We start from the raw sequence: 23,559 nt of genomic DNA on the forward strand, positions 1-23,559 counted from the left end.
ACGTTTGAGGTTATAACAATGAAAATGAATAAAAGTTTAATCGCGTTGTGTCTCTCTGCGGGTTTACTGGCAAGCCTACCGGCCACCACCCTCGCAGCGGTGAATCTGGTTCCACAGGACGTTTCTGCTGCGCCCGCTATTCCGGCTCAGTCATTGCAGCAACTGCAATGGACGCCCGTCGACCAGTCCAAAACCCAAACCACCACCCTGGCAACCAGCGGCCAATCGCTGAACGCGCCGGGCATTGCCGGACCGGTTGCTGCGTACAGCGTACCGGCGAATATCGGCGAACTGACTATCACCCTGACCAGTGAAGTCGATAAGCAAACGTCGGTCTTTGCGCCGAACGTGCTGGTCCTGGATCAAAATTTAACACCTGCGGCCTTTTTCCCCAGCAGTTACTTTACCTATCAGGAGCCGGGCGTGCTGTCCGCCGATCGTCTTGAAGGCGTGATTAAACTGACCCCGGCGCTGGGGCAGCAAAAACTCTATTTACTGGTGTTCACCACGGATAAAGACCTGCAACAAACCACAAAATTACTCGACCCGGCCAAGTCTTATGCCAAAGGCACCGGCAACGCGATTCCGGATATTCCTGACCCGATTGCCCGTCATACCACTGACGGCACGCTAAAACTGAAGGTGAAAACCTCTTCCGGCTCCAGCATCCTGGTGGGGCCGCTGTTCGGCTCTTCTGGTCCAGGCCCGGTTACCGTCGGTAATACCGCCGCACCGGCAACCGCCTATGCCGCGCCAGCCCCGGCACCGGTCACCGCACCCGCCATGGCCCATGCCGCTCCGGCACCTGCGCCTGCCGCGAAAAGCGAACCGGTATTAAACGACACCGAAAACTATTTCAATCAGGCCATTAAGCAGGCCGTTAACAGCGGGGATATCGACAAAGCCCTGAAACTGCTGAATGAAGCCGAGCGTCTGGGTTCAACCTCCGCCCGTTCAACGTTTATCAGCAGTGTAAAAGGCAAGGGGTGATCCACTCCGCATTGTTGATGCTTGTAAGGTTGGTGCGCTTCGGCGCACCTTTTTTTATTTGCCGCCGCGTTTGTTGCACATTTGTTGCGCTAAATCGTTATTGGTGACGTTTCCTCCGCCAACTTCGCGCCTTTCTGCGCTACAATGCCGGAAGACTTGGTTCCGGAGAGCAAGACATGTCCCATCCTGCGCTCACGTCACTGCGTGCGCTGACCTTTTTCGACACCCTTCCCGAGCTGGATAGCGAATTGCGCGACTGGCTGCTGCTTGAAGACTCGATGACCAAACGCTTCGAGCAATTTTGCCGTAAAGTGCATGTCGATATCATCAATGAAGGCTTTATCGGGCCGGAATTGCCCGATGACGAACGTGCCTGCCTGCCGCAGGAATCACGCTACTGGCTGCGTGAAATCGTGCTGTGCGGCGATGGCGAACCCTGGCTGATTGGCCGCACCGTGGTGCCGGAGTCGACGCTGTGCGGGCCGGAACTGGCGTTGCAGCACCTGGGCGAAACCCCGCTTGGCCGCTATCTTTTTACCCAGTCGACGCTCACGCGCGACTATATTGAGGTGGGGCGCAGCGAAAATTTGTGGGGACGTCGTTCTCGCCTGCGGTTATCCGGTAAGCCGCTATTATTGACTGAATTATTTCTGGCTGCGTCGCCGTTGTACCAGGAGGAAAGATAATGGAGTGGAGCCTTAGGCAAAATAAGCTGCTGGCTTATCACCGGCTGATGCGTACAGATAAACCCATCGGCGCACTGTTACTGTTATGGCCGACTCTGTGGGCGCTGTGGGTTGCTACACCCGGCCTGCCGCCGCTGTGGATCCTGGCGGTGTTTGTCGCCGGCGTCTGGCTGATGCGCGCAGCGGGCTGCGTGGTGAATGATTATGCCGATCGCAAATTCGACGGCCATGTGAAGCGTACCGCCAACCGTCCGTTGCCCAGCGGCGCGGTAACGGAAAAAGAGGCGCGCAATCTGTTTGTCGGGCTGGTGCTGCTGTCGTTCCTGCTGGTATTGACGCTTAACACCATGACCATTTTGCTGTCGGTGGCAGCGCTGGCGCTGGCATGGGTCTATCCGTTTATGAAGCGCTATACCCATCTGCCGCAGGTGGTGCTCGGCGCGGCGTTCGGCTGGTCGATCCCCATGGCGTTCGCCGCCGTGAGCGAAAGCGTGCCGCTTAGCTGCTGGCTGCTGTTTATCGCCAATATCTGCTGGGCCGTGGCTTACGATACCCAGTACGCCATGGTCGATCGCGACGATGATGTAAAAATCGGCATTAAATCTACGGCGATCCTGTTTGGCCGCCACGACAAGCTGATTATCGGCATTTTGCAGGTGGTGGTGATGGGCCTGATGGCGCTGGTAGGCTGGCTGAACGGGCTGGGTGTGGTATTTTACGCGGCGATCCTGATTGCCGGCGGGCTGTTTGCTTATCAACAAAAGCTGATTGCCCATCGCGAGCGGGCGGCCTGTTTCCAGGCGTTTATGAACAACAACTACGTGGGTTTAGTGTTGTTTATCGGGCTGGTTTTCAGTTATCAGCCTATCTAAAAAAACAGGCGGGAAATCCCGCCTGTTTTGTCTTTACGCGTCGCTCGTCTGAGCCGCCGCGCTTTCGATGGTCAACCGAATATCCGAGGTAATCAGGTCCGCCAGAAGTTCGTAGACCTTCATGGTGCGGGCCGGTTCGGCATCACCGGTATCACTGATAAAGCCTTCATCACGCAAGGTGGACACCAGGGTACTGAACACCGCTTTATCGAAGAATTCCGGTGCGTTAATCCCGTGCAGCACCGACAGACGCTGCGCCACGGTGCGGCTCTCTTTCTCCAGCGTACCGCGGTTGATGGACGGATTAGCGCTCAGCAACCAGAAGGTGATTGCGTAGCGTTGCAATGTTTCGCGCACCCCTGCCGCCAGCAGTTGCAGCGTGCGTGAACGGGCCGGGTTAAGCTGCAATTTATCGCCGTTCTCAACGATCAACTGCTGCTGCAACAGCTCATTCACCAGCGCATCAATTACTGCGCCGAGTTCGCTTTTTTCCCAGCGCAGGAACAGCTCTGCCTTGAGCATCGGATACAGCACGTCGACCTGGCGCAGCAACTCTTCACGGGTGATGTGACGATGCTGAGCGATCATCGCCGCCAGCAGCGACGGCAACACCAGCATATGGTGAATGTTGTTGCGGTAGTAGGTCATCAATACCGCCTGTTCGCGCGGCAGAATAATGATGTCGCCGATGGTGTCTTTCTCGACTTCAAACTTATTCATTTGCAGCGCGTGCTCAATCAGCTCGTTAGCGGACTGGGCAGGGGTAGTTGCATCCGGCGAGTAGGGCACGTTGCGCAGCAGGCTCAGGTAGCAGCCGAGCTGTTCGGTCAACTGTTCGCGGGTGAGTGAACGCTGACGCGATGCCAGCAGCGCGGTACAGCACAGGTTCATGGCGTTTGCCGCGCCCGCGTTGTTGATGCGCACCATCAGATCGGCGGCGATGGCGTTCACCGTCGGCGTTAGCCAGGCAGGGCGAATCGCTTCGATCGGGTCGATGGAGTCGCGCCATTCCGGGACGTGCTGGTTGAGGTAGGTCGTCAGCGGTATCGGCTCGCCGAAGTTCACGTAACCCTGGCCCAGGTTGCGCAGCTTGCTCAGCCCCCTAACCATTTTCGCGAAGTTCTCTTTCTCTTTGGTCGCGCCGCGCAGCTCTTTAGCGTACGTGCCGACTTCCATTACGTGTTCATAGCCGATGTAGATCGGAATCAGCGTAATCGGGCGCGTACCGCCGCGCAGCATGGCCTGGATGGTCATCGACAGGGTGCCGGTTTTTGGGTCCAGCAGGCGGCCAGTACGGGAACGGCCCCCTTCAACAAAATACTCCACTGAATAGCCGCGGCTGAACAGTTCGCCCAGATACTCGCGGAACACCGTGGAGTAGAGCTTGTTGCCCTTGAACGTGCGGCGGATAAAGAACGCGCCCAGGCGACGGAACATCGGGCCTGCTGGCCAGAAGTTCAGGTTAATGCCCGCAGCAATATGCGGCGGCACCAGCCCCTGGTGATACAGCACGTAGGAGAGCAGCATATAGTCCATATGGCTGCGGTGGCAGGGAACGTACACCAGCTCGTGGCCATCATGCGCCAGCTGGCGCACCCGCTCGGCGTTGTGCACGTTAATGCCCTGATAGAGGCGGTTCCAGGTAAAGCCCAGAATGCGGTCCATCAGACGAATAGTTTCGTAGGAGAAGTTCGCCGCAATCTCTTCCATCAACGCCACGGCATTCTGCTGGGCCTTTTCATGGGAGATTTTTTTGCTGCGCGCTTCGTCTTCTACCGCGCGGGCGATGGCTTTGGAGGCCAGCAGCTTATTAAACAGATCCTGACGCGCCGGCAAACGCGGCCCGACGGCAGCCAGACGCTGACGGGCGAAATGCATCCGCGCCACCCGCGCCAGCTTCTGGGCGATGGTTTTATCGGTGCCGTGCTCATCCGCCATACGGCGCAGCGACACCGACGGCGAAAAGCGCACAAAGCTGTCGCGCCCTAACCAGGACACGGCAAAAAATTTCTGCACGCCGTTGAGCATGCGCAGCGGCGGGTTTACTTCGCCTTTTTCGCGGCCCGGGGCGCGCCCGAACATCACCGATACCGGCACCATCTGGACATCAAGCAGTGGATTGCTGCGATGCAGATCGAGATAGTCGTGGAACAGCTTAATCGACTCTTCTTTTGGGGTGTAATAGGTGAATACCCGCGGCCCGCCGTGAATAAACACATGGCGCGGCAACAGCGTGCCGTCGATTTCAATCGGCTCCAGCGGGTCGGGCAAATCATGCGCCAGGCACTGTTGACGCAGCGTCAGCAAGTCCGCTTTCGAGTTGTACGGGAGAACGTACATAATCGGGCGCGAGGTATCGAGCCCCAGTTCGGCGCACGGATCCGCCGGAATGGATTTGCTTTTTACCAGTACGCGTAATGGTAAATTAAGTAATTTGTAGTAAATTCGTGGCCAGCCGGACATAAACGATGTAAAGCCTCTGGTTAATAATGCAATTGCACCGCAAGAATATCAGAAACTACCGGGAATATCTGTGGTGCTTACGTTTCGTTGCTCAATGCTATTGATGCGCGTTTTTTAAAAAGGTTTCTTTTCATGGCGAATAACACCACTGGGTTGATACGAATAATAAAAGCAGCAGGTTACTCCTGGAAAGGCATCCGCGCCGCCTGGAAGAACGAAGCCGCGTTTCGTCAGGAAGGCGTCGCGGCGATTGCCGCCATCGCCATCGCCTGCTGGCTGGACGTTGATCCCATTACCCGGGTGCTGCTGATTGGCTCCGTTATCCTGGTGATGATCGTCGAGATCCTCAACAGCGCCATCGAAGCGGTGGTCGATCGCATTGGCCCGGAATTTCATGAGCTTTCCGGGCGCGCCAAAGACATGGGCTCGGCGGCGGTACTGTTCGCTATTTTACTGGCGATGATCACCTGGGGCACATTGCTCTGGTCAAATTTGCGATAACTCTTCCAGATGCGGCTAACATGCGGATATTTGCTCATTTTGTGGTTTCAAAAACACCGTTAGCTGTATATACTCACAGCATTACTGTATATGCACCCAGGGGGCGGAATGAAAAGTTTAACGGCCAGACAGCAAGAGGTGTTTGATCTTATTCGCGATCACATCAGCCAAACCGGCATGCCTCCCACTCGTGCGGAGATTGCACAGCGTCTGGGCTTTCGTTCTCCTAACGCTGCAGAAGAACACTTAAAAGCCCTGGCACGTAAAGGGGTGATTGAAATCGTCTCCGGCGCATCGCGCGGTCTGCGTTTGCTGGTAGAAGAGGAAGAAGGCTTACCTCTGGTTGGGCGTGTCGCTGCGGGCGAGCCGCTGTTGGCTCAACAGCATATCGAAGGGCATTATCAGGTCGATCCGGGTCTGTTTAAGCCCAGCGCGGATTTCCTGCTGCGCGTTAGCGGGATGTCCATGAAAGATATCGGGATTATGGACGGTGATTTACTGGCTGTGCATAAAACCCAGGATGTACGTAACGGCCAGGTGGTGGTGGCGCGCATTGACGACGAAGTTACCGTTAAGCGCCTGAACAAACAGGGCAATACGGTGCAGTTGCTGCCAGAAAACAGCGAATTCTCCCCGATCGTTGTTGACCTGCGCCAGCAGGCTTTTTCTATCGAAGGGCTTGCCGTAGGCGTCATCCGCAACGGCGAGTGGCTGTAAGTCCTTTTGCCTGATTTGAAGCCGTAGCGCGCCGCGTTACGGCTTTTTGCTTTTTACAGATTCGCGTTACCGCTACGGATTGCGTCATGCCATTTTTCACGTCTGCTGATAAAGCATTGTGGCGCCTGGCGCTGCCAATGATCTTTTCCAATATCACCGTGCCGCTGCTTGGCCTGGTGGATACCGCCGTTATCGGCCATCTCGATAGCCCCGTTTATTTAGCCGGAGTCGCCATTGGCGCGACCGCAACCAGCTTCCTGTTTATGCTGCTGCTGTTTTTACGCATGAGCACTACCGGGCTAACCGCCCAGGCATTTGGCGCAAAAAATCCCCAGGCGATGGCCCGCGCGCTGGTGCAGCCGCTGCTGCTGGCGTTGCTGGCAGGGGCTGCCATTATGCTGTTGCGCACGCCGCTTATCGAACTGGCGCTGCATATTGTGGGCGGTAGCGAAGAGGTATTGCATCAGGCGCGGCGTTTTCTTGAAATCCGCTGGCTAAGCGCGCCTGCGACCCTGGCAAATCTGGTGCTGTTAGGCTGGCTGCTGGGCGTGCAATACGCGCGAGCCCCGGTGATCCTGCTGGTCGTCGGCAACGTGCTGAATATTGTGCTCGATTTGTGGCTGGTCGTTGGCCTGGATATGAACGTGCAGGGCGCAGCGCTGGCTACGCTGGTGGCAGAGTACATTACCTTAATTGTTGGGCTGATGATGGCCTGGCATGTGATGAAGCTGCGGGGCGTTGACCCGACGATGCTGCTCTCCGCCTGGCGGGGGGACATCTGGCGTTTACTGGCGTTAAATCGCGACATTATGCTGCGCTCGCTGCTACTGCAAATCTGCTTCGCCAGCGTGACGATTTTAGGCGCGCGGATGGGCAGCGATGTCGTGGCGGTGAATGCCGTATTGATGACGCTACTGACCTTTACGGCCTATGCGCTGGACGGTTTTGCCTATGCGGTGGAAGCCCATTCCGGGCAGGCTTACGGCGCAGGCAGCAGCAGCCAGCTTATCAAGGTCTGGCATGCAGCCTGTCGGCAGGCGGGCCTGGTTGCGCTGATGTTCGCCGCGATTTATGCGCTGTGGGGCGAGCACATTGTTGCGCTGCTCACCTCGCTGCCGGTTCTGCAACAGCAGGCCGATCGCTATCTGGCCTGGCAGGTGGTGCTGCCGCTGGTCGGCGTGTGGTGCTATCTGTTAGACGGTATGTTTATTGGTGCCACCCGTGGCGCAGAAATGCGTAACAGCATGGCCGTGGCGGCGCTGGGTTTTGGCGTAACGTTAATGACTTTACCCTGGCTGGGGAATCACGGGCTGTGGCTGGCGCTGGCGGTATTTCTGGCGCTGCGTGGCGTGTCGCTATGGCTGATCTGGCGGCGTCACTGGAGGCGTAACAGCTGGTTCAACCAGCCGGGTCATGGTTAGTTACATCTGCTGACCGTGATTTAATTAACCGTTATCGCCCTGATATATAAAATATTTATATCAGTACTGCCGCCGTTTGCGTCTCTCGCCTGGTTAAAGATTCTGAATGTATCAAACGAGTCGGAATGGTCGACTAAACTAATTATCACGTCCAGCAGATAATAACTGTTAAACACGGACGATAAACATTTAGCGTTTATAACCGAACGATGAGGACTACATCATGAATAAAGACGAAGTCGGCGGTAACTGGAAACAGTTCAAAGGTAAAATGAAAGAGCAGTGGGGTAAACTCACTGACGACGATATGACCGTTATCGAAGGTAAACGCGATCAGCTCGTAGGGAAAATCCAGGAACGCTATGGATACGAGAAAGATCAGGCAGAGAACGAAGTGAAAGACTGGGAAACCCGTAACGATTACCGCTGGTAATCCTTTCATCTCTCTACTCAGCCACCCTCATGGCTACCCTGCCCAGGTACAAGGATGTACCGTTTATCGCTTTACTTCCCGCGCTTTTTCACCTGAACAGAATGATCGTGGCCGCAATGCTCCGGATGACGGCACGCTTCTACTTCTTTGCAGCTTGAGCACAATCCGTGCGCTTCAATCACGTTATGACGTAGCGTAAAGCCCATTTCTGCGGCTAGCGCATCCATAATCGTTTCCACGCCCTGTGCGCTCTGCTCTTTCACCACGCCGCAGCGGTCACAAATGAACATCGCAGAAGTATGTGTCGGCTGATCGAATAAATGACACAGTACATAGCTGTTGGTGGATTCAACCTTATGGACAAAACCCTGCTCCAGTAAGAAATCCAGCGCCCGGTATACCGTTGGCGGTTTAGCCTGCGGCTCGGTTTCGCGCAGCAAATCCAACAAATCATAAGCGCTGATTGCGCCTTTTTGTAAGGTCATTAAACGCAACACTTCCAGGCGCTGCGGAGTCAGGCGTACGTTTCGTTGCTGGCAGAGGTCTTCCGCCAGGGCAAGCATATGTTGTGACGTCGTCGTGTCCATCAGCATCCCCAGGGCTCGTAAAACCACTATTTTACCATGAACCGCTCAAAACGCCGACTGCTTGCTGGCGGCTACAGAGCACGCCTTAAATTCATTTTAATAATATTAACTCGCTAAGCATAAATCTCATCTATAAGTATTAGGGCTTACAAATAATTAACACGAGCTGCCAGAAGGCGGCATCACTATTCATGGGCCAAAGGCCCGTTTCTCATCGAGATATACGCAGCAATCGTTCTCCGCTGTGCAGGGACACAGCATCTGTTATGCAAACTATGACGAGACGGACTACTGTGAAAAAAATAAAACTATCGATGGTGACCGCAGCGGTTTCGCTGCTGGTGGCAAATGAGGCCAGCGCGGCCAATACCTGGACGGAAGCTCGCGGAGACGCGATGGGGGGAACGGGGGTCGCCTCAGCGCATTATGGCAGTGGCGTGTTGATCAACCCGGCATTACTGGCAAAGGCAAAACCTGAAGATGACATCACCGTTATTTTCCCCACGGTGGGTGCGCAAATTAGCGATAAAGATAATCTTCAGGATCAGATAGATGACATCAGCGATCGCATTAATTACTACCAGGATGTCATTGATGATTTTGGCCCGGAAGACCTCCTGAACATTAATCAGTCACTACAACAATTCCAGAATGCTGCTGGCGAACTGGCGGACCAACTTGAAGATCTGGACGGAAAAGTCGCTACCGCGCGTGCTGGAGTAGGCTTTGCCGTCAGTATTCCCAACGATGTGCTGTCAGTGGCCTTTATGGCTAAGGGTTATGCCCATGCCAGGGTAAGCTCCTGGATAGATCCTAACGATATCTCCTACCTGCGTGGTATTGAGGGCAGCGATTTACGGGCCGCAGCGGTGGCGACAGACGCCATTATTAACGGTACCGATCGCATTACCGATAATCTCAATTCCACCGGATTTGGGCGTGCGGCGATTGTTTCGGATTACGGCATCGCCTTTGCCAAACAGTTTGAAATCGGCGACGTGCCGGTATCGTTTGGCGTTACGCCAAAGCTGCAAAAAACCTGGCTGTATAACTACACCGTGCCGATCTACGCTTATGAAAGCAGCGACTGGAATAACAGCCGTTACCGTACTGATGATACGGGTTTTAACATCGACGCCGGTTTAGCCGCCGACTTCGGCGAAAACTTTACCGTCGGTTTAAGCGGCCAAAACCTCGTTTCCCGTGATATCGATACAAAAGTGGTTAACGGTTATCGCGATACTTATCAGATTGCACCGTTGGTCACGGCAGGCGTCGCCTGGAATACAGAGAGATTAACCTTAACCGCTGATGGCGATCTCACTGAAACTAAAGGATTCAAAAGCGAGGAAAACAGCCAGTACGCTGGTGTGGGCGCGGAAGTGCGGCCGCTCTCCTGGCTGGCGGTGCGCGCCGGTTATCGTGCGGATATCAAAGGCAACGATAATGACGTCTTTACCGCTGGCCTGGGCTTCTCGCCACTAAACCGGGTGCATATCGATTTAACCGGCATTGTCGGCGAGAAAGAGACCTGGGGCGCAGGGGCGCAACTTAAAGTGACCTTCTAAAAATCACAGGGCGGAGTGGCGACGTTCCGCCCATTTTCACAGAGTGTGGTATAGTGTCGCCCCTTTTTTAACCTGATACGCCATCGTTTGACTATGCTGCCAGAATCTCAACCCACCGCTTTTGCCGCTCACCGCTTTTCCATCGCGCCGATGCTCGACTGGACCGACAGGCACTGCCGTTATTTCTTACGTCTGCTGTCGCGCCATACGCTGCTGTATACCGAAATGGTGACCACCGGGGCGATTATCCACGGTAAAGGCGACTATCTGGCATTCAGCGAGGAAGAGCATCCGGTGGCGCTGCAGCTCGGCGGCAGCGATCCGGCGGCCCTTGCGCAGTGTGCAAAACTGGCGGAAGCGCGCGGCTACGATGAGATCAACCTTAACGTTGGTTGCCCGTCTGACCGCGTACAGAACGGCATGTTCGGTGCGTGCCTGATGGGTAATGCGCAACTGGTGGCGGACTGCATTAAGGCGATGCGCGATGTGGTGTCTATTCCCGTCACCGTTAAAACCCGCATCGGCATAGACGACCAGGATAGCTACGAATTCCTGTGTGATTTTATCAACACCGTATCCGGCAAGGGCGAGTGTGAGATGTTTATCATCCATGCCCGTAAGGCCTGGCTCTCTGGCCTGAGCCCGAAGGAAAACCGCGAAATCCCGCCGCTCGATTATCCGCGCGTGTATCAACTGAAGCGTGACTTCCCGCATCTGACGATGTCGATCAACGGCGGTATTACTTCGCTTGAACAGGCGAAAGCGCATCTGGAACATATGGATGGCGTGATGGTTGGGCGCGAGGCGTATCAAAATCCGGGGATGCTGGCGGCGGTGGATAAGGAAATTTTTGGCGTGGATAGCGCGTTAGCCGATCCGGTTGCGGTGGTGCGCGCCATGTATCCTTATATCGAACGCGAATTGAGCCAGGGCGCGTATCTGGGCCATATCACCCGTCATATGCTTGGGCTGTTCCAGGGGGTGCCTGGCGCGCGCCAGTGGCGTCGCTATTTAAGTGAAAACGCCCACAAGGCCGGGGCGGATATCGAGGTGCTGGAGCGCGCGTTGCAGAAAGTCGCCAACCCGCTGTAAGTTTCGCTAAAAAATGGTCAAATTCGCTACGCCCCGTCCATCGCGACGGGGCGTAGCTTTTTAAAATCAATAAGTTAATTCTGGCATGTTTCTTGTAATAGCTCTCTCAGGAATATATCTGATTGGGAGAGAAAGCCATGCTGGAAATTCTGTTCGTGCTGGGGTTTTTTGTGATGCTGCTGGTAACCGGGGTATCGCTGCTCGGTATCCTGGCGGCGCTGGCAGTGGCGACGGCATTAATGTTTGTTGGCGGTTTATTCGCCATCATTTTTAAAGTGTTACCCTGGTTATTACTGGCGGTCGCCATTGTATGGGTGGTACGGACGATAAAACAGCCGAAGCTTCCGCTTTATCAGCGCAACAACCGTTGGCGTTACTAAGGTTTGCGGCATGGGTCACAACCTGATGATCCCGTGAGGATTTATTCGGGATGCTGCGTAGGAATTGCTGGGTTAATCTGTCAGTATGCACGGGTTAATGAATTCATCGCAGCTGTACCCTACATACGGCGCGAACTATAAAAAGAAAGGGCTTCCTGCGGGAAGCCCTAATTCTTTCTAAGGGATCAATAAACTGGAACCCTGGGTTGCCCGGCTTTCCAGCGTCTCATGGGCTTTCTGCGCATCCTTCAATGCAAAGCGCTGTTCCGGCGCGACATCCACTTTAATCACGCCGCTAGCGATCAGCGAGAACAGCTCGTTGCTGGCTTCTTCCAGTTCGGCGCGGCTGGTAACGTAGCCGTTCAGCGAAGGGCGGGTGACAAACAGTGAACCCTTCTGGTTGAGAATGCCGAGATTGACGCCGGTTACCGGCCCCGAAGCGTTGCCGAAGCTGACCATCAGGCCGCGGCGCTGTAAGCAATCCAGCGAGGCTTCCCAGGTCTCTTTGCCCACCGAGTCGTAAACCACCCGCACCTTTTTGCCGCCGGTGATTTCGCGCACCCGCTCGACAATGCTCTCTTCCTTGTAGTTAATCACCTGCCAGGCACCCGCCTGTTTGGCGCGTTCCGCTTTTTGTGCGGAACCCACGGTGCCGATCAGTTTTGAACCCAGCGCTTTAGCCCACTGGCAGGCAATCAGCCCTACGCCGCCTGCTGCCGCATGGAACAGGAACGGCTCGTCCGGTTTGATTTCATAGGTTTTGCGCAGCAGATAGAACACTGTCAGTCCTTTCAGGAACGATGCGGCAGCCTGCTCATAAGAGATGGCGTCGGGCAGCAGGGCGACTTTATCCGCCGGCACGTTGTGCACTTCGCTGTAGGCTCCAAGGGACGACTGGGCATACACCACCCGATCCCCCGCTTTGATATGGGTTACGCCTTTACCAACTTTACTCACTACGCCAGCGGCTTCGGTTCCCAGCCCGCTGGGCAACGCTGGCGGCGGATACAATCCGCTACGGATATAAGTATCGATGTAGTTAATGCCGATGGCTTTATTCTCGACCTGGACCTCATTTTCCGCCGGGTCGCCAGGGGTGAACTCAACCGCTTTGAGCACGTCGGGGCCGCCATGCTTTTGAAACTCAATGCGTATTGCCATGTATCCTCCGCTGTCATATCGTTTGGGCGCGGGTATCCCGTGAAATCAGGCAGCATCGCAGGTGCGCGCGCGATGCAACTTGTTCCCCCAGGGTATATAATGCCCGTCCCCCTAATCTAACTCGGTAACTCCATTCACTATGGCAGGAAATAAACCCTTCAACAAACCTACTGAGCCTCGCGACCCGCAAGTCGCCGGGTTGAAAATCCCCCCGCATTCGATTGAAGCGGAACAGTCGGTGTTGGGTGGTTTAATGCTGGATAACGAACGCTGGGATGACGTGGCCGAACGCGTCGTGGCAGAGGATTTCTATACCCGTCCGCACCGCCATATTTTTACCGAAATGCACCGTTTGCAGGAGATGGGCAAGCCCATCGACCTGATTACGCTGTCCGAATCGTTAGAGCAGCAGGGGCAGCTCGATAGCGTCGGCGGCTTCGCCTATCTGGCGGAGTTATCGAAAAACACGCCGAGCGCCGCGAACATCAGCGCTTATGCCGACATCGTGCGTGAACGTGCGGTGGTGCGCGACATGATTTCCGTCGCTAATGAAATTGCCGACGCCGGTTTTGATCCGCAAGGGCGCAGCAGTGAAGATCTGCTGGACCTGGCGGAGTCGCGAGTGTTCCAGATTGCCGAAAACCGCGCCAATAAAGACGAAGGCCCGAAAAGCATCGATCAGATCCTTGAGGCAACGGTGGCGCGTATCGAAACGCTCTACCAGCAGCCGCATGACGGCGTGACCGGGGTGGATACCGGCTATCAGGATCTGAATAAGAAAACCGCCGGGTTGCAGCGTTCCGACCTGATTATCGTGGCGGCGCGTCCTTCAATGGGTAAAACCACGTTCGCCATGAACCTGTGTGAAAACGCAGCTATGTTGCAGGATAAACCGGTGCTGATTTTCAGCCTGGAGATGCCCGGCGAGCAGATTATGATGCGTATGCTGGCATCGCTGTCGCGCGTGGACCAAACGCGCATCCGTACCGGCCAGCTGGATGACGAGGACTGGGCGCGGATTTCCGGCACCATGGGCATTCTGCTTGAGAAGCGCAATATGTATATTGATGACTCCTCCGGCCTGACGCCCACCGAAGTGCGCTCCCGCGCGCGGCGTATTTTTCGCGAACACGGCGGGTTAAGCATGATCATGATCGACTACCTGCAATTGATGCGCGTGCCGTCGCTGTCCGACAACCGTACCCTGGAAATCGCCGAAATCTCCCGCTCGCTGAAAGCGCTGGCGAAAGAGTTACAGGTGCCGGTGGTGGCGCTCTCCCAGCTTAACCGCTCGCTGGAGCAGCGCGCCGATAAACGCCCGGTTAACTCCGACCTGCGTGAATCCGGCTCCATCGAACAGGACGCCGACTTAATTATGTTTATCTATCGTGATGAGGTGTATCACGAGAACAGCGACCTGAAAGGGATCGCGGAAATCATTATTGGTAAGCAGCGTAACGGGCCAATTGGTACGGTGCGGCTGACGTTTAACGGGCAGTGGTCGCGGTTTGATAATTATGCGGGCCCCCAATACGACGACGAATGAATAATTTGGCTATCTTGCTTGCGATTTTGGGCTTGGGCAGTGCTCGCCATCCTCACGTACTACAGTACGCTCCGGTGGCTGCGCGCTGGCCGCACCCAAACTCGCTGCGCCGATAACGCCAAATTGCCGGGTTGACTGAAAAAAGGAATAAACATGCAAGCGGCAACCGTAGTGATTAACCGCCGCGCTCTGCGACACAACCTGCAACGCCTGCGCGAACTGGCTCCGGACAGTCGCATGGTGGCGGTTGTGAAAGCAAACGCCTATGGCCACGGTCTGCTGGAGACCGCGCGCACCCTAACTGACGCCGATGCATTTGGCGTTGCCCGTCTGGAAGAAGCGCTGCGCTTGCGGGAAGGGGGCATCAAACAGCCTGTCCTGCTGCTGGAAGGCTTCTTCAATGCCGACGATCTGCCGGCTATCTCCCGCGAAGGCTTCCACACGGTGGTGCATAACGACGCGCAGCTGGCGGCGCTGGAACAGGCGGCGCTGGATGAACCCGTCACCGTCTGGATGAAACTGGACACCGGAATGCATCGTCTGGGCGTGTTGCCGGAAGATGCCGAGGCATTCTATGCCCGGCTTTGCGCCTGTAAAAACGTGCGCCAGCCGGTGAATATCGCCAGCCATTTCGCCCGTGCCGATGAACCGGAATGCGGCGCGACCGAAAAGCAGCTTGCCATCTTTAACCATTTTACCGAAGGAAAGCCGGGCCAGCGCTCGATTGGCGCGTCGGGCGGTATCCTGCTGTGGCCGCAATCCCATCTTGAGTGGGTGCGTCCGGGCATTATTCTTTACGGCGTCTCGCCGCTGGATAACAAACCCTGGGGCGAAGACTTCGGATTTAAACCGGTGATGACGCTCACCTCCAGCCTGATCGCCGTGCGCCAGCATAAAGCGGGCGAACCGGTAGGCTACGGCGGTACCTGGGTTAGCGAGCGCGATACCCGGCTGGGGGTGATTGCGCTGGGCTACGGCGATGGCTATCCGCGCAGCGCCCCGTCCGGTACGCCTGTGCTGGTTAACGGTCGTGAAGTACCCATCGTCGGGCGCGTGGCGATGGATATGATTTGCGTCGATCTCGGCCCTGATGCGCAGGACCAGGTTGGTGATGGCGTGGTGATGTGGGGTGAGGGATTGCCCGTCGAACGCATCGCCGCAATGACAAATGTAAGTGCTTACGAACTTATTACCCGTCTGACGCCGCGCATGGCGACGCGCTATCTCGATTAATACGCCAGGCCGTTTCTATACAGGGAAACGGCTTTGCAAACTTCCTCTCGATCTCCCGTAGCCTCCGGTTTATTGTGTAAAGCGACCACACCGTAAACCAGGAGTACCTCAGCGTGTTTCAAAAAGTTGACGCCTATGCGGGCGACCCCATTCTCTCTTTGATGGAGCGTTTCAAAGAAGATCCTCGTGCCGATAAAGTGAACCTGAGCATCGGGCTTTATTACAATGAAGAAGGCATCATTCCGCAGTTGCAGGCTGTCGCCAAAGCTGAGGAGCGCCTGAACGCGCAACCGCATGGCGCATCGCTGTATCTGCCAATGGAAGGGCTGAACAGCTATCGTCACACCATCGCACCGCTGCTGTTTGGCGCAGACCATCCGGTGCTTCAGCAACAGCGCGTGGCGACCATTCAGACCCTGGGCGGTTCCGGCGCGCTGAAAGTCGGCGCGGATTTCCTGAAACGCTACTTTCCTGATTCTGGCGTATGGGTGAGTGACCCAACCTGGGAAAACCACGTCGCCATCTTTGAAGGCGTGGGATTCGAAGTAAGTACTTACCCTTGGTTTAATAACGACACCAAAGGCGTACGTTTCGACGCGCTACTGGAAAAACTGAGCACGCTACCTGCGCGCAGCATTGTGCTGTTGCACCCGTGCTGCCATAACCCGACCGGTTCCGATCTGAATAATGAGCAGTGGGATGCCGTGGTTGAGGTACTGAAAGCCCGCGAAGTGATCCCCTTCCTCGATATCGCTTATCAGGGCTTTGGTGCAGGTATGGAGCAGGATGCTTATGCGATTCGCGCCATCGCCAGCGCGGGTTTGCCGGCACTGGTCAGCAATTCGTTTTCCAAAATCTTCTCACTGTATGGCGAACGCGTGGGCGGCCTGTCGATTGTTTGTGAAGATGCAGAAACCGCCGGACGCGTGCTGGGCCAGCTGAAAGCCACCGTGCGCCGCAACTATTCCAGCCCACCGAATTTCGGCGCGCAGGTGGTGGCGATGGTGCTGGGCGATGACGAACTGAAAGCTAACTGGCTGTCGGAAGTGGAAGCGATGCGCATCCGCATCCTGGCAATGCGCCAGGCGCTGGTAGACGTACTGAAAGACGCCATGCCAGCCCGTAATTTTGATTACCTGCTGCAACAACGCGGTATGTTCAGCTATACCGGGCTAAGCGCGGCCCAGGTGGATCGCCTGCGCGATGAATTCGGTATTTACCTGATTGCCAGTGGCCGCATGTGCGTTGCCGGATTAAATACCCGTAACGTGCAACGCGTCGCTAAGGCCTTTGCCGCCGTAATGTAAGTACTCACTATTTATTTGATACGTTACGTATCCGTTAAAAGGACAGCACGGTTTCCGTCTGTCCTTTTTAGTTTGTGATCCTCGCCTTTTTCCCGAACATCTTCGTGAAATAAATCTTGGCGCTGCGCGCATTGGCGGTTATGGTCGCTACTATTTTGAGCAACTGCTCCGATCACACAATAACAACCTGATAACAAAGGGAAAGGTATGCGCAAGCTCACACTGATCGTTAGCCTCGCGCTCGCCGCGCTGACGCTAAGCCAGTCCGTCGTGACGCGAGCCTCCGTGCCGTCGCCGCTTTATCCCGGGACGAATGTCACTAAACTCGCGCATCAGGCACCGATTCATTGGGTATCGATCGCGCAAATTGAAAATAGCCTGTTAGGCCGTGAGCCGTTCGCCGTTGGTTTTGATATCGATGATACCGTGCTGTTCTCCAGCCCCGGATTCTGGCGCGGACAACGTCTGTATTCTCCAGGTAGCCAGGCCTATCTAAAAAATCCTGCATTCTGGGAAAAGATGAACAACGGCTGGGATGAATTCAGCATTCCGAAAGAAGTGGCGCGTGAACTGATTTCCCTTCATATAAAACGCGGTGACAGTATCTACTTTATTACTGGCCGTAGTCAGACTAAAACGGAAACCCTGAGCAAAACTTTACAGGATATTTTTCATATTCCTGGCGCAAATATGCATCCTGTCATTTTTGCCGGGGAGAAGAAGGGACAAAACACCAAAACGCAGTGGATACACGATAAGCAGATCAAAATGTTTTACGGTGACTCCGATAACGATATCTCCGCCGCGCGCGAAAGCGGCATCCGCGCCATTCGCATCTTGCGCGCTTCTAACTCCACCTATCGTCCTGCACCAGCCGCAGGCTCTTTCGGTGAAGAAGTGATCGTGAATTCTGAATATTGAATTTTCTGCCGCATCAGCGCCGCTATGGTTGCGGAAAGGGATCTCATGGTTTTTTTGCTGTTTTTTTCATCAAATGCGCCATTCCAGGTTTACCTTTTGGCACCTTGCTGCACACTTAACAGAGCCTGAATTAATTAAGGCGAGGGTGGATGTGGTGGCAGCAAACGCTAACGTTACGGGCTAAACCCCTGCTGCCAGTTAACAATGGGCGTGTACAACTCGGTACATGGCAGGGAATTTGGTTAGGGGAACCACAATGACGAACTCGGATTTACTGGATTATTGCATGAAGAAAGCGGGCGCGGAGCAGAGCGTTCATAGCGACTGGAAAGCAACACAAATCAAGCTGGTGGATGTGCTGTTCGCTATGGTTCACGATGTGAATCAGCGGCCAGCGGTTTCGTTAAAAACCAGCCCGGAACTGGCCGAGCTGCTGCGTCAAAAACATGAAGACGTGTTTCCCAGCGCCCACCTTAATAAGGCGCACTGGAGCACGGTATATCTGGATGGCAGCCTGCCCGCGTCGCAAATTTACTATCTGATTGACGCATCCTATCAGCAGGCGGTGACGTTGCTGCCTGAACAGGTCAGGCAGCAATTGTCAGTATAACTAGCGAGATTTTGGAAGCATCGGTTTCAGGAAGCGCGCCGTATAAGAGGCTTCGCATTCAGCAACGGTTTCCGGCGTGCCTGACACCAGAATTTCGCCGCCTCCGCTGCCGCCTTCCGGCCCCAGATCCACAATCCAGTCTGCGGTTTTAATGACGTCCAGGTTGTGTTCAATCACCACAATGGTATTGCCTTGATCGCGTAACTGGTGCAATACGTCAAGCAACTGCTGGATGTCGGCAAAATGCAGGCCGGTAGTGGGTTCATCAAGGATATACAGCGTCTGGCCGGTACCGCGCTTCGACAGCTCGCGCGCCAGCTTCACGCGCTGGGCCTCGCCGCCGGACAGCGTGGTGGCGGACTGACCAAGCCGGATGTAGGACAGCCCCACGTCCATCAGGGTTTGCAGCTTACGCGCCAGCGCGGGCACCGCGTCGAAGAACGCACGCGCGTCTTCAATCGTCATATCCAGCACTTCATGAATGCTCTTGCCCTTGTACTTAATTTCCAGGGTTTCGCGGTTATAGCGTTTGCCTTTGCACTGGTCGCAGGGCACGTAGATATCCGGCAGGAAGTGCATCTCTACCTTAATCACCCCGTCGCCCTGGCAGGCTTCGCAGCGGCCTCCACGCACGTTAAAGCTGAAACGCCCCGGCGTATAGCCGCGAGAGCGCGATTCCGGCACGCCGGCAAACAGCTCGCGCACCGGCGTAAACACGCCGGTATAGGTCGCCGGGTTGGATCGTGGAGTTCGGCCAATCGGGCTCTGATCGATATCGATAACTTTATCGAAATGCTCCATACCGTGGATTTCGCGATACGGCGCAGGTTCAGCGATTGTCGCGCCGTTAAGCTGGCGCTGGGCAATCGGGAACAGCGTATCGTTGATCAGCGTCGATTTACCCGAGCCGGATACCCCGGTAATACAGGTAAACAGCCCCACCGGCAGCGTCAGCGTCACGTCTTTCAGGTTGTTACCTTTCGCGCCCACGAGCTTAAGCACTTTCGCCGGATCTGCCGGTATGCGCTGCTTCGGTACCGAAATTTCCCGCTTGCCGCTCAGGTACTGGCCGGTCAGCGACTCCTTAACCGCCATGATGTCTTTCATGGTGCCTTCAGCCACGACCTGGCCGCCGTGCACGCCCGCACCGGGACCGATATCAATAATATGGTCGGCGGCGCGAATCGCATCTTCGTCGTGCTCCACCACAATCACGGTGTTACCGAGATCGCGCAGGTGGATCAGCGTTTCCAGCAGGCGTTCGTTATCGCGCTGGTGCAGGCCGATTGACGGCTCATCCAGTACGTACATGACGCCCACCAGGCCCGCGCCGATCTGGCTCGCCAGACGAATACGCTGGGCTTCGCCGCCGGACAGGGTTTCCGCCGAGCGGGAAAGCGTTAAATAGTTGAGGCCGACGTTCACCAGGAATTTCAGACGATCGCCAATCTCCTTCAGTACTTTTTCAGCAATTTTCGCGCGCTGGCCGGACAGTTTCAGATTGGTGAAAAAGTCCATGGCGTGACCGATGCTCATATCAGAGATGGTCGGCAACGCCGTGTTTTCAACAAATACGTGGCGCGATTCACGGCGCAGGCGGGTGCCTTCGCAGGTGGCGCAGGGGCGGTTGCTGATAAATTTCGCCAGGTCTTCACGCACGGCGGAGGACTCGGTTTCTTTATAGCGGCGCTCCATATTGTGCAGCACGCCTTCAAACGGATGGCGGCGCACGGAGGTATCACCGCGATCGTTCATGTATTTAAATTCGATGGTTTCCCGGCCGGAACCGTTGAGCACTACGTTCTTCACGGTCGCGCTCAGTTCATTCCACGGGGTTTCCACGTCGAATTTGTAGTGATCGGCCAGGGAACGCAGCATGGTGAAGTAGTAAAAGTTACGGCGGTCCCAGCCGCGGATAGCGCCGCCTGCCAGCGACAGCTCGCCGTTCTGCACCACGCGATCCGGGTCGAAATATTGCTGCACGCCCAGCCCATCGCAGGTCGGGCATGCGCCCGCCGGGTTGTTGAACGAAAACAGGCGCGGTTCCAGCTCGCGCATGCTGTAGCCGCATACCGGGCAGGCGAAGTTAGCTGAAAACAGCATCTCTTCCGCGTCGGGGTTGTCCATATCTGCGACCATCGCCGTGCCGCCGGAGAGTTCCAGCGCGGTTTCAAACGATTCCGCCAGACGCTGCGCCAGATCTTCGCGCACTTTGAATCGATCGATAACCACTTCAATGGTGTGCTTTTTATGCAGTTCGAGAGTTGGCGGATCGGAAAGATCGCACACCTCACCGTCAATACGGGCGCGGATATACCCCTGGCTCGCCAGGTTTTCCAGGGTTTTGGTGTGTTCGCCTTTACGCTCTTTGATCACCGGTGCCAGCAGCATCAGGCGTTTGCCTTCCGGTTGCGACAGCACGTTATCCACCATCTGGCTGACGGTTTGCGCCGCCAGCGGGACGTTGTGGTCCGGGCAGCGCGGTTCGCCGACGCGGGCAAACAGCAGACGCAGGTAATCGTGAATTTCAGTGATGGTACCCACCGTGGAGCGCGGGTTATGCGACGTCGATTTTTGCTCGATCGAAATCGCAGGGGACAGCCCCTCGATATGGTCGACATCCGGTTTTTCCATCAGCGACAGGAATTGACGCGCATACGCCGACAGCGATTCGACGTAGCGACGCTGCCCTTCGGCATACAAAGTGTCAAAAGCCAGTGAGGATTTGCCTGAGCCCGACAGCCCTGTCACGACAATAAGCTTGTCGCGGGGGATGACGAGATTGATATTCTTGAGATTGTGGGTGCGGGCGCCCCGTACTTCTATCTTATCCATTCACCTTTCCCGGTAGAAACGCTGTTTGCCTGGTCTTTCATGTTGCGCAAGAAAAGAGAACCGGCTGTCAGAAACGGCTAATTATGACACAATTTAACCTGAATGGATATACAGTATTGGAATGCATCTTACAGCGATTTGTGCAAAAATGACGCCCCGGCGATTTTTTCTGGAACAATGCTCGCAGCTATCAAACTGCGGCTTTGTGATGGTACAATCGCGCGTTTACACTATTTAGAAACCCTTCAGGAGAGTGATTCATGGCCAGCAGAGGCGTAAACAAGGTTATTCTCGTTGGTAATCTGGGTCAGGACCCGGAAGTACGCTATTTGCCGAGTGGCGGCGCAGTCGCTAACTTCACGCTGGCTACCTCCGACTCCTGGCGCGACAAGCAGACCGGCGAGATGAAAGAGCAGACCGAATGGCACCGCGTTGTGATGTTCGGCAAACTGGCGGAAGTCGCTGGTGAATATCTGCGTAAAGGCTCACAGGTCTATATTGAAGGCCAGTTGCGTACCCGCAAATGGACCGATCAGTCCGGCCAGGAGCGTTACACCACCGAGATTAACGTTCCGCAAATTGGCGGCGTTATGCAGATGTTGGGTGGACGCCAGGGCGGCGGCGCACCGGCAGGTGGCGGTCAGCAGCAGGGCGGTTGGGGCCAGCCTCAGCAACCGCAGCAGCAGCAGCCTCAGGGCGGCCAGTTCAGCGGCGGCGCGCAATCTCGTCCGCAGCAGCAGGCTCCGGCGCAGTCTAACAATGAACCGCCGATGGATTTCGACGACGATATCCCGTTCTGATGTGACATCAGGCAACAAATACCAGGCCCGCAATATTTATTGCGGGTTTTTTATTTCTCTCAGGCAAATGCATCAATAATAATGTTCAATCCTGGTCTTCCCACCGCTATTTAAAAATCTCTGTTACTCTCCTGCCGTTAATGCCTACCTCTTTGTTAGGATTTTCGCCTTAATGATCTGATGCGAAACTCACTCCCACAAAATAAAGGGCTTTATATATTTAAATGCCACAGGGAGACCGGATGAATATCGCTACCAATCGATTTAAAGCAGAATGGAGCCGCCGCGGCAATTTGCTTTGTCATGGCCACTGGATAATTACCTTTGAAGGGCGGTCAGTCGAACTGCCTGAATCTCGCCGCGAAAAAGATATGGGCACTCGGGGAATCTATTCCATTATCGATCCCGATGATGAAACTTTCGCAGATGGGTTGCCTGAAGATGAATGGATACTCGAAAATGTTGAATGGCTAACGGATTGCTTTTTTGATAACGCTATCCCACTGGATGAAGAAAATTATCGGGCTTTCTGGAAAGCGGTTAACAAGCAGGACTGGCGTTGTACCAGCTGTGCAGGTTGCATGTAAAAAAAAGCCTCTGCAAAGCAGAGGCTGGAAAATCAGGTCAGGATCATCGGCCACTCGGGCGGCGTTTTACTGAGGACATCCCACATGACATCCTTGACGTGGGTCCATGTCGCCACAAAATCAATAGACAAACCCAGCAAACCCGTGGCAAATGCACAGGATGCGGCAATGCCTATTCCGCTGCTGATTACCGCCAGCACTGCATAATCAGATTTACGAAATTGAATATTCAGGGTGCTGGCAAGAAACATCATCACAGCGCTGACAATTTGCCAGCGCATCATCACGATGCCAGTAGTCAGGGTAGCCATATCACTGATTCCTTTAAATAAAGGCAACGCTTTCAGCACAGGAGGCAATGCTCCCGGAGGGTGGCTAAAAAGCGTGGGGTTTTTAACAATGAACGCAAATGCCAAAGTTGCATCTGATATGTGAACTATATCACATTTGTTCTTTTATTAGCCAGATCGAAGCGCAACTTTTTTTAGTCTTTAATAACCCTGTTATTATTAAGGAATAAGGGTTGGCTTAAGCGAAGCGTTATTCCATTCAGTAATTAAAACTCACCCTTTTGTCGTATTTATTTCCTGACTGCTGGCTGAAATAGTGAATAAAGTTATGGCAGATAACATTTGTTTAATATTTACATAACTGTGGTCGTGCATTATGCTTGACTGCAAACTCGTCTTTATGTGTAATAAATAATTCAACTCCCTGATTTAAATGGGCTTTAATAATTGATGTCATTTTAATTTTACACATCAACGTGTGTTTGTTTCGCCCATTAAATTCTGTCTTTCGCGTTGCGTTGAATTGAATTATTCATTGCAGATAAGTGTTTATTATTTT

22 protein-coding genes are annotated in these 23,559 nt (G+C 54.8%); 17 read left to right on the forward strand and 5 right to left on the reverse strand.

Annotated features, from left to right (window positions below; translation table 11 throughout):
• The first annotated feature begins 18 nt into the window (after window positions 1–18).
• From malM to ubiA, 3 genes are all read left to right on the forward strand, one after another.
• Window positions 19–990, forward strand: coding sequence for a maltose operon protein MalM (gene malM / locus FND52_RS12110; RefSeq protein ID WP_144131057.1), 972 nt, complete (start codon window positions 19–21; stop codon window positions 988–990).
• 176 nt (window positions 991–1,166) lie between these two features.
• A complete protein-coding gene (gene ubiC, locus FND52_RS12115; protein ID WP_125294755.1) occupies window positions 1,167–1,676 on the forward strand; it encodes a chorismate lyase in 510 nt (169 codons plus the stop codon).
• Window positions 1,676–2,548: a 4-hydroxybenzoate octaprenyltransferase gene (ubiA, locus tag FND52_RS12120; RefSeq protein ID WP_125294753.1), complete on the forward strand. Its 873-nt coding sequence runs from the start codon at window positions 1,676–1,678 to the stop codon at window positions 2,546–2,548. The genes ubiC and ubiA overlap by 1 nt, the downstream gene beginning before the upstream one ends.
• A gap of 33 nt (window positions 2,549–2,581) precedes the next feature.
• Here ubiA and plsB read toward each other — a convergent pair whose 3' ends face one another.
• Entirely contained in the window at window positions 2,582–5,011 is a 2,430-nt protein-coding gene (gene plsB / locus FND52_RS12125; RefSeq protein ID WP_144131059.1) for a glycerol-3-phosphate 1-O-acyltransferase PlsB, read from the reverse strand.
• A 132-nt stretch (window positions 5,012–5,143) separates the two neighbouring features.
• On the opposite strand from plsB, the gene FND52_RS12130 reads away from it, so the two are divergent.
• From FND52_RS12130 to FND52_RS12145, 4 genes are all read left to right on the forward strand, one after another.
• A complete protein-coding gene (locus FND52_RS12130) occupies window positions 5,144–5,512 on the forward strand; it encodes a diacylglycerol kinase (protein WP_125294751.1) in 369 nt (122 codons plus the stop codon).
• A gap of 108 nt (window positions 5,513–5,620) precedes the next feature.
• A complete protein-coding gene (gene lexA / locus FND52_RS12135) occupies window positions 5,621–6,229 on the forward strand; it encodes a transcriptional repressor LexA (protein WP_125294750.1) in 609 nt (202 codons plus the stop codon).
• 86 nt (window positions 6,230–6,315) lie between these two features.
• Window positions 6,316–7,650 (forward strand): MATE family efflux transporter DinF, encoded by a 1,335-nt coding sequence (gene dinF / locus FND52_RS12140; protein WP_144131061.1) that lies wholly within the window; start codon window positions 6,316–6,318, stop codon window positions 7,648–7,650.
• Window positions 7,651–7,873: 223 nt separating this feature from the next.
• Window positions 7,874–8,083, forward strand: coding sequence for a CsbD family protein (locus tag FND52_RS12145; protein ID WP_002438376.1), 210 nt, complete (start codon window positions 7,874–7,876; stop codon window positions 8,081–8,083).
• 71 nt (window positions 8,084–8,154) lie between these two features.
• On the opposite strand, the gene zur is transcribed toward FND52_RS12145, so the two are convergent.
• Window positions 8,155–8,670 carry a zinc uptake transcriptional repressor Zur gene (gene zur, locus FND52_RS12150; RefSeq protein WP_125294747.1) on the reverse strand — a complete coding sequence of 172 codons (516 nt, stop codon included), beginning with the start codon at window positions 8,668–8,670 and terminating at the stop codon, window positions 8,155–8,157.
• A gap of 275 nt (window positions 8,671–8,945) precedes the next feature.
• Here zur and FND52_RS12155 point away from each other — a divergent pair, with 275 nt between their 5' ends.
• The 3 genes from FND52_RS12155 (at window position 8,946) to pspG (ending at window position 11,710) form a co-directional block, all read left to right on the forward strand.
• Complete coding sequence (locus FND52_RS12155) at window positions 8,946–10,238, forward strand: conjugal transfer protein TraF (RefSeq protein ID WP_144131292.1); 1,293 nt, start codon at window positions 8,946–8,948, stop codon at window positions 10,236–10,238.
• Window positions 10,239–10,331: 93 nt separating this feature from the next.
• Complete coding sequence (dusA, locus tag FND52_RS12160; RefSeq protein ID WP_125294745.1) at window positions 10,332–11,330, forward strand: tRNA dihydrouridine(20/20a) synthase DusA; 999 nt, start codon at window positions 10,332–10,334, stop codon at window positions 11,328–11,330.
• Window positions 11,331–11,467: 137 nt separating this feature from the next.
• Entirely contained in the window at window positions 11,468–11,710 is a 243-nt protein-coding gene (gene pspG, locus FND52_RS12165; protein ID WP_144131063.1) for an envelope stress response protein PspG, read from the forward strand.
• Window positions 11,711–11,887: 177 nt separating this feature from the next.
• On the opposite strand, the gene FND52_RS12170 is transcribed toward pspG, so the two are convergent.
• Window positions 11,888–12,871 carry a quinone oxidoreductase gene (locus FND52_RS12170; RefSeq protein WP_125294744.1) on the reverse strand — a complete coding sequence of 328 codons (984 nt, stop codon included), beginning with the start codon at window positions 12,869–12,871 and terminating at the stop codon, window positions 11,888–11,890.
• Between the two features lie 139 nt (window positions 12,872–13,010).
• On the opposite strand from FND52_RS12170, the gene dnaB reads away from it, so the two are divergent.
• The 5 genes from dnaB (at window position 13,011) to FND52_RS12200 (ending at window position 18,488) form a co-directional block, all read left to right on the forward strand.
• Window positions 13,011–14,417 carry a replicative DNA helicase gene (gene dnaB, locus FND52_RS12175; protein ID WP_125294743.1) on the forward strand — a complete coding sequence of 469 codons (1,407 nt, stop codon included), beginning with the start codon at window positions 13,011–13,013 and terminating at the stop codon, window positions 14,415–14,417.
• A 153-nt stretch (window positions 14,418–14,570) separates the two neighbouring features.
• Window positions 14,571–15,650, forward strand: coding sequence for an alanine racemase (gene alr, locus FND52_RS12180; RefSeq protein WP_144131065.1), 1,080 nt, complete (start codon window positions 14,571–14,573; stop codon window positions 15,648–15,650).
• A gap of 113 nt (window positions 15,651–15,763) precedes the next feature.
• Window positions 15,764–16,957, forward strand: coding sequence for an aromatic amino acid transaminase (gene tyrB, locus FND52_RS12185; RefSeq protein ID WP_144131067.1), 1,194 nt, complete (start codon window positions 15,764–15,766; stop codon window positions 16,955–16,957).
• A gap of 207 nt (window positions 16,958–17,164) precedes the next feature.
• Window positions 17,165–17,878, forward strand: coding sequence for an acid phosphatase AphA (gene aphA, locus FND52_RS12190; protein ID WP_125294740.1), 714 nt, complete (start codon window positions 17,165–17,167; stop codon window positions 17,876–17,878).
• 256 nt (window positions 17,879–18,134) lie between these two features.
• The gene (locus FND52_RS12200) at window positions 18,135–18,488 is read left to right on the forward strand and encodes an MmcQ/YjbR family DNA-binding protein (RefSeq protein ID WP_144131069.1); all 354 of its coding nucleotides are present in this window, start codon (window positions 18,135–18,137) and stop codon (window positions 18,486–18,488) included.
• Here FND52_RS12200 and uvrA read toward each other — a convergent pair whose 3' ends face one another.
• The gene (uvrA, locus tag FND52_RS12205) at window positions 18,489–21,323 is read right to left on the reverse strand and encodes an excinuclease ABC subunit UvrA (protein WP_125294738.1); all 2,835 of its coding nucleotides are present in this window, start codon (window positions 21,321–21,323) and stop codon (window positions 18,489–18,491) included. It lies immediately after the preceding gene.
• A gap of 260 nt (window positions 21,324–21,583) precedes the next feature.
• On the opposite strand from uvrA, the gene ssb1 reads away from it, so the two are divergent.
• Together ssb1 and FND52_RS12220 are read left to right on the forward strand one after the other, a co-directional pair.
• Window positions 21,584–22,123, forward strand: a complete 540-nt coding sequence (gene ssb1 / locus FND52_RS12215) for a single-stranded DNA-binding protein SSB1 (protein ID WP_144131071.1) — start codon at window positions 21,584–21,586, stop codon at window positions 22,121–22,123.
• Between the two features lie 242 nt (window positions 22,124–22,365).
• The gene (locus tag FND52_RS12220) at window positions 22,366–22,710 is read left to right on the forward strand and encodes a hypothetical protein (RefSeq protein WP_144131073.1); all 345 of its coding nucleotides are present in this window, start codon (window positions 22,366–22,368) and stop codon (window positions 22,708–22,710) included.
• Between the two features lie 32 nt (window positions 22,711–22,742).
• Here the strand turns inward: FND52_RS12220 and FND52_RS12225 are convergent, their stop codons facing one another.
• Complete coding sequence (locus FND52_RS12225; protein ID WP_125294735.1) at window positions 22,743–23,021, reverse strand: YjcB family protein; 279 nt, start codon at window positions 23,019–23,021, stop codon at window positions 22,743–22,745.
• Window positions 23,022–23,559: the final 538 nt, after the last annotated feature.

Origin of the sequence: Atlantibacter subterraneus, from assembly GCF_007570865.1 — a bacterium.
GTDB classification, from domain to species: domain Bacteria; phylum Pseudomonadota; class Gammaproteobacteria; order Enterobacterales; family Enterobacteriaceae; genus Atlantibacter; species Atlantibacter subterraneus.

Coding starts and splice junctions, on each gene's coding strand:
- ssb1 (WP_144131071.1), top strand. CDS start 21,584: ATGGCCAGCAGAGGCGTAAACAAGGTTATTCTCGTTGGTAATCTGGGT.
- ubiA (WP_125294753.1), top strand. CDS start 1,676: ATGGAGTGGAGCCTTAGGCAAAATAAGCTGCTGGCTTATCACCGGCTG.
- dnaB (WP_125294743.1), top strand. CDS start 13,011: ATGGCAGGAAATAAACCCTTCAACAAACCTACTGAGCCTCGCGACCCG.
- zur (WP_125294747.1), bottom strand. CDS start 8,670: ATGGACACGACGACGTCACAACATATGCTTGCCCTGGCGGAAGACCTC.
- malM (WP_144131057.1), top strand. CDS start 19: ATGAAAATGAATAAAAGTTTAATCGCGTTGTGTCTCTCTGCGGGTTTA.
- aphA (WP_125294740.1), top strand. CDS start 17,165: ATGCGCAAGCTCACACTGATCGTTAGCCTCGCGCTCGCCGCGCTGACG.
- dinF (WP_144131061.1), top strand. CDS start 6,316: ATGCCATTTTTCACGTCTGCTGATAAAGCATTGTGGCGCCTGGCGCTG.
- FND52_RS12225 (WP_125294735.1), bottom strand. CDS start 23,021: ATGGCTACCCTGACTACTGGCATCGTGATGATGCGCTGGCAAATTGTC.
- FND52_RS12220 (WP_144131073.1), top strand. CDS start 22,366: ATGAATATCGCTACCAATCGATTTAAAGCAGAATGGAGCCGCCGCGGC.
- dusA (WP_125294745.1), top strand. CDS start 10,332: ATGCTGCCAGAATCTCAACCCACCGCTTTTGCCGCTCACCGCTTTTCC.
- alr (WP_144131065.1), top strand. CDS start 14,571: ATGCAAGCGGCAACCGTAGTGATTAACCGCCGCGCTCTGCGACACAAC.
- ubiC (WP_125294755.1), top strand. CDS start 1,167: ATGTCCCATCCTGCGCTCACGTCACTGCGTGCGCTGACCTTTTTCGAC.
- uvrA (WP_125294738.1), bottom strand. CDS start 21,323: ATGGATAAGATAGAAGTACGGGGCGCCCGCACCCACAATCTCAAGAAT.
- FND52_RS12130 (WP_125294751.1), top strand. CDS start 5,144: ATGGCGAATAACACCACTGGGTTGATACGAATAATAAAAGCAGCAGGT.
- FND52_RS12200 (WP_144131069.1), top strand. CDS start 18,135: ATGACGAACTCGGATTTACTGGATTATTGCATGAAGAAAGCGGGCGCG.
- plsB (WP_144131059.1), bottom strand. CDS start 5,011: ATGTCCGGCTGGCCACGAATTTACTACAAATTACTTAATTTACCATTA.
- pspG (WP_144131063.1), top strand. CDS start 11,468: ATGCTGGAAATTCTGTTCGTGCTGGGGTTTTTTGTGATGCTGCTGGTA.
- FND52_RS12145 (WP_002438376.1), top strand. CDS start 7,874: ATGAATAAAGACGAAGTCGGCGGTAACTGGAAACAGTTCAAAGGTAAA.
- FND52_RS12155 (WP_144131292.1), top strand. CDS start 8,946: ATGACGAGACGGACTACTGTGAAAAAAATAAAACTATCGATGGTGACC.
- FND52_RS12170 (WP_125294744.1), bottom strand. CDS start 12,871: ATGGCAATACGCATTGAGTTTCAAAAGCATGGCGGCCCCGACGTGCTC.
- lexA (WP_125294750.1), top strand. CDS start 5,621: ATGAAAAGTTTAACGGCCAGACAGCAAGAGGTGTTTGATCTTATTCGC.